Source organism: Pseudochrobactrum sp. AO18b (genome assembly GCF_000409565.1).
GTDB classification, from domain to species: domain Bacteria; phylum Pseudomonadota; class Alphaproteobacteria; order Rhizobiales; family Rhizobiaceae; genus Pseudochrobactrum; species Pseudochrobactrum saccharolyticum.
In genome coordinates, this window is record NZ_ANNO01000177.1 from 1 (window position 1) to 5322 (window position 5322).

6 protein-coding genes and 1 pseudogene are annotated in these 5322 nt (G+C 50.5%); 4 read left to right on the top strand and 3 right to left on the bottom strand.

Features of this window, described 5'->3' with window-relative positions; genetic code table 11:
- Positions 1-101: 101 nt before the first annotated feature.
- Together A918_RS0107630 and A918_RS0107635 are read left to right on the top strand one after the other, a co-directional pair.
- Entirely contained in the window at positions 102-677 is a 576-nt protein-coding gene (locus tag A918_RS0107630) for a DUF924 family protein (protein ID WP_022710487.1), read from the top strand.
- 292 nt (positions 678-969) lie between these two features.
- Positions 970-1851, top strand: a complete 882-nt coding sequence (locus tag A918_RS0107635; RefSeq protein ID WP_022710488.1) for an AraC family transcriptional regulator — start codon at positions 970-972, stop codon at positions 1849-1851.
- A gap of 117 nt (positions 1852-1968) precedes the next feature.
- Here the strand turns inward: A918_RS0107635 and A918_RS0107640 are convergent, their stop codons facing one another.
- The 3 genes from A918_RS0107640 to A918_RS21305 form a co-directional block, all read right to left on the bottom strand.
- Positions 1969-2427 carry a hypothetical protein gene (locus A918_RS0107640; protein WP_022710489.1) on the bottom strand — a complete coding sequence of 153 codons (459 nt, stop codon included), beginning with the start codon at positions 2425-2427 and terminating at the stop codon, positions 1969-1971.
- Positions 2428-2533: 106 nt separating this feature from the next.
- Positions 2534-2887, bottom strand: a complete 354-nt coding sequence (locus tag A918_RS21770; RefSeq protein WP_156831408.1) for a hypothetical protein — start codon at positions 2885-2887, stop codon at positions 2534-2536.
- Between the two features lie 71 nt (positions 2888-2958).
- Positions 2959-3642, bottom strand: a complete 684-nt coding sequence (locus A918_RS21305) for a lysozyme inhibitor LprI family protein (RefSeq protein WP_022710490.1) — start codon at positions 3640-3642, stop codon at positions 2959-2961.
- A 301-nt stretch (positions 3643-3943) separates the two neighbouring features.
- Between A918_RS21305 and A918_RS0107650 the strand changes: the two genes are divergently transcribed.
- The gene (locus tag A918_RS0107650) at positions 3944-4441 is read left to right on the top strand and encodes a hypothetical protein (protein ID WP_156831409.1); all 498 of its coding nucleotides are present in this window, start codon (positions 3944-3946) and stop codon (positions 4439-4441) included.
- A gap of 314 nt (positions 4442-4755) precedes the next feature.
- Positions 4756-5322: pseudogene (locus tag A918_RS0107655) on the top strand (DUF308 domain-containing protein); the annotation flags it as partial.

Below are 5322 nucleotides of genomic sequence, written 5' to 3' on the forward strand. Positions count from 1 at the left end.
CGCTTCGAAATCGAGACGGTTGGCGGCATCTATGCTGGCCGCGATCTGATACATAGCAATGCTGTCGACAAAAGCAAACGTGCGAATCCGGAGGCTTCGTCATGATCGCCAACCCCAGGGAGCAGCAACGTAGGGATGCCGGGCTGATCTCGGATGTTGTCCGCTTCTGGAAACAGGCCGGGAATGAAGGCCAATGGTTCGACAAGGACAAAAGCTTCGACGATGAGTTCCGGGAACGCTTCCTGCACCTGCATATGGAGGTCGCCAAACGGCGGCGTGACGACTGGATTGGAACGCCAGAAGGCGCGCTGACGCTGTTGATCCTGACTGATCAGTTCCCGCGCAATGCCTTTCGCGGTACCGGTCATATGTACGCGACCGATCCGCTGGCGAGAAACTTTGCACGGCAGGCGCAGACGCTCGGGCATATGGAGCGCGTAGAGCCTGATCTGCGCTTATTCTTCTGCTTGCCCTTCGCTCATTCGGAAGAAATTGCTGACCAGGAAGTCTCCGTGCTGCTCAACGCCAAGCTTGGCGAACAATGGCTTTCGCATGCCCAGGGACACCGAGATATTATCCAGCGCTTCGGCCGATTTCCGCATCTAAATTCCGTGTTGGGGCGCGAGACAGCTACCGAGGAAGTCTCCTTTCTACGCGAAGGAGGCTTTAGAGAATAGAGGCCTCCGAGTTCGACGAGCAAGCAGCCACTAAATTGTTGAACAATGCCAGCTCCCAAAATACTGACAAATTTGCCGAAACTCAACGCTGACAAAGTGGTCGTGCTATAATTGCCGCTGCATTTGAATGGCCGCCCAAGTCACTAGCAAACTTCACTTCCATCTGAGTTTGTTTTAATATTGCAGCTGGATCGGCAATCATGTGGCACGAACTGTGTATAACTCAAGCCTTTCCCTTTTTCAAAAAAATATTGATCGTTATAACCAATTCAGACTGAAATGACACGTATGGGTGAAGCTCGCTAATAAAGTTGAAGTGTGGGGCTACATGTCTTGGTTGCAGACACTGCCCAGCTGGGGCAAAGTACACGAAGTTGAAGATGGCGGGATTATGCATTCTTTGACAGGCGCGAACCAAATCAAATTCACAACACCCGAACCATTCGCACTTATTCTCACAACACCACAGCTCCGACGCGAGGTAGCCGTGGGCACTGACCGCACGACCGTTTTCGATGCACCTGCCGGTGGGGTTGAACTCATTCCTGCTGGCACCGACATGTTTGCGCGCTGGCAGGCACAAAAAGAGTGCATTCTAACTACAATAACTCCATGCAGACTCAAACGGCTGGCAGGTATGGAGTTTGGCTACGACGATATTGTGTTGATTCCAACGCAGCCAGGAGCTACAGATCCAGTATCGTCAGCAATCGCTAAGCTTATGCACCAGGAGTTTATCCGTCCTGAAGGACCGAGTGCGAATGCGATGGAGCCCCTGAACGTCTTATTCTGGCTGCAGATGTTGCGCGCTCGCTCCTCCATTGCTGTACAGCAAAGATCAATGCGCCACCAGGGTGGTCTCCCCCCGCTAGTTGTGCGCAGAATCGAAGAGTTCATCGACGCCAATATCAGTAGCTCTCTGGCAATAGACATGCTCGCAGTTATTGCCGGTTGCTCGCCGAGCCACCTCGTGCGAACGTTTCGCAAAACAACGGGTATACCCCCGCACCAATTTATACTGCAGCGGCGTTTAGCGCATGCGAGACAAATGATCAAAGACAATCAACTTGAACTGCGCACTATCGCGGCCCTTTGTGGTTTCGCCAGCCAGAGCCATATGACCTCTCTTATGAGAAAATATTGGGGAGTAACCCCAAAGCAGCTCCGTCCATAGCTTTTTACGCTTAATCCGCTTTGGTTCGCGAGCATCAGACGGCTTGAGCCAGTGAAGAAACACGGTCCCCTCGTAAATGAATACTGATCGCTTATGCCAGTACATCTGTTTTTACTGTCACTCAACCACGGCAACTGTGTCGGCAAAACATGCCGAGATAGCCTTGTTGGCACCGAGACTTCTAGCCCATCTTGCTATTTCAGGGGCTTCTACCTTTTCGGCGATACCGCTCCAGACATCCTTGAAGACGTTATCACCAGTAGAGGAGTCGAAGAAGAAATAACCGGGATCAGCGACAGGAGTCGAAGCATGGACAATCGTCCAAGTGCCTGACCGCATTATGGAATCGATATCGACCTTTGAAGACTTAACATCACCGTCGAGGCTTTTCGCGATGAGTGGAGCAAATTGTGTTTTTAAATCATGCGTAAGGCGTTGATCAATCGCCGAACAAGGGTCAGCTGCCTGAGACACCAACGGATAAGCTGTTACCAACAATGCGGCCAGGGCTACGTAAGGAGATCGAAGCATTGACGGGCTTTCTTTTGTTTGAACTCGCACGAGTAAATGGATCACTTTAAGTTTGATCAGGAAAAGATGGAGTTTGTAGCGATCTTCATTCTAGAAGCTTGCGGCCGTGCATTAGCAGGATGTTCGCCGGCCAACTGCGAGTAGGCAAGGCTTAGTTTTCGTAAAACCCCCAGTGGTTTCCTGCCCATTCAAAATAATATGAACGCCCGGGATACACCTCATAGTCATACTTTACGCCGCGCGATGAGGTATAATAGATAACGAATTTATCGCATCCGCTCACGACCGTTGAGCTCCCTGTCCAAACAGAGTAATTTACCGGATTGCTTTCGTTTCCATCTGAATATTCGCAAGTGACCGAAAATGGAAGCAAAACACTTCGCCCTCCATCGTTTATCGCACTAATTCGAGCGCTACCTGCAAGTGCGATCGAATGCATTGCACCCAGTGCCACCGTTGTCAGCGATGCGACAGCGATCAATTTAACTCCACGAGAAGCTGTCATTTCTAATCCTCATTATAATACGAGTTACAATTGACCAAACCCGACACAGTAAATCGTGGTGACTTATCCGACTAACGATAGTCTGCGCAATATTTTGGTGCATCCGCACCGTTCGCAGCACATCCTTGACGGATCTCCTCAATCATCATACTGCAACTATTTTCAACATTGCATGGGGGATGACTGGAACCCGACATATCGAGACAGCGATCGACGATTTCTTTCGCCTTCTGAAGGCCAATAGCCTGACTGCATGCCCCTTGATCCATATTTCCGTGCGACGACGTCTGTTTCTGCGCGGATTTGAGCGGAACTGTGCTTTTTGCCGCATTCGTATGTGGAACGCAGGAAAGATCGCCTTCCTCGCAGTTCACCTGCTGGCGCAAGTCAACAACACGTTGTGCAGTAAGAGCCGCTAAGCAACTTGCCGTCAGCGAAGGCGCGACCGATCCATCAGCATAGGGTACCACACGAAATGTGCATTCCTTGTCTCGAAAGCTGATCCACGCTCTCTGAGCATCCCGAAGACGTTGCTTGTCAGCATCGGATAGCTCATGCATGAGCGATTGGTAAAGCTTGTTTAATGTGGAATCCGCTGCCTTTTCGTCATCACCAAAACAGGCCGTGATTTCACTTTGTGTCTGAAGTGTATCGCAATTGTCGGCACGCGCTTCCGTCACGGCACCGACGCTGAACATATTGGCAATCGTTATTATCCCGGACAGGAAAAGACCATGCCAAACCTTTGGCTTCATGCTTAAATACCCTAACCTATATCGGAGTCTCCTCCAATTATCGCCATTCGCACACACATGTCACTTCTTGATGCGTCTGCAGAGACGTCATCCTAGCAGACAAAAGTACTGACAATCTTTACCGCGGCAATATCAGGATCTTGATCTTTATAATAAAATCACCCTATTCCCAACGTAGATCACCGTATTCAATTAGCTATCCCGGTGCTTTTTTATATAGGGTTGATCAGTAAACTCTGAATGGAGCTATCATGGCGATGACGACTTGCAACACGATAACGGTTCGATGGAGACTGTAGTGATGCTGAGCTGGAAAATTCAATTTGCTAGTTTGCTGTTCGCAATCATGGGTCTGAATACCGCCGCCATGGCCGCTGGACCCGACATGGGATTCGATGTCACCATCGCGCTATCCGATAAAGCGGCAGCAAAGTTGGCCGCTGACCATGAAACGATCATTGCCTTGGCCAGCTACTATGGTGATCCGAAGAAGAGTGCGGCAAATCATGTCAATGAAATCGGGCTGATCAGTCTTTCTCCAAGTGATGAAACAGTCGAGATTGTCGGCAGAGGCCAAAAGGTGCATATTTCGGGCGATAAAGTGGAAGTAAAGCGTATCGATTGGGTGAATGGACCAGTTAAAGTCAATCTGAACGTCGCGTCAGGCCGCAAGTCTGGACCGGACAATATTCTGAGTTGCGACTTCATTGACGGCGCTCTTTCGCAAGTGCGAAAGAGGCCCATTACGCTGCACTGCTCGCTTATCTCTGAAAACGTCGAGACGAAGCTTTTTCCCTGAACTCTTCCGACCCATGCCCTTCGTGAGCAAGGAGATTTCGCGTCTATTTACGACTAGCTGTCTTTGTTTGCGGCGCGGTTGCCGCGACCGCCGTATCCGTCTGCCAGACACTAGAATGGAACGGGAAAACTATCAGCGAGCCTGCGACAAACTTGGCATCAAGAGTAGAACACCGACGTATGACGAGTGCATGCTAAAGCAGCAACGCATGGACAACGATGACATTCAGCGCCCCTAGACCATTCGAATGAAGAGCGTATCCTGCAAAAGCTGTAAACTACTTTTGTCTTCGCTCGCTGTGCCGAGGTAAAATCATGATCAGGCTCGTTTTCCTGTTGCTAGGCGCACAAGCCCTCAAGCCAATGTGGTGGATCCTGGCAACTGCCGGTGGCATCTGGATACTATTTGGTTTTGGTATTCTCTATGATCTCGGCGACGGTAGACTTTCAGTTGTGCTCGACACGCTGGCGATATTCCTGATCATTGAAGGCGTGGTTGAAATTGCGGCTGCCTGCGCACGTGGCGCTCGGGACCACTGGATCGACATCCTCCGCGGAATGGCATTCTTGTTTGCCGCATTTGTTGTGTTCGATGTGCCCTGGGACAATAACATCGCCGCATCAATTCTGTTTGGTCTGGCGTTTCTTACCGATGGCGTGTTCCGGTTGGCATCGGCCTTTGTCGTCCATAGCAAGCGGTGGCGCGTAGGTATCTCGGCAGGTCTGATCGAGATCGGCCTTGCCGTTATGATCCTTGCATCGAAACCCCTTCCTCATCGTCTCACCGTTCCTTTTTGTTTTGCGCTCCTCCTCCTTACATCCGGTTATGCATTGTTGCGCATGGCGGTTCAATTACGTGCACTTCCTGACGGGACCTCCGTC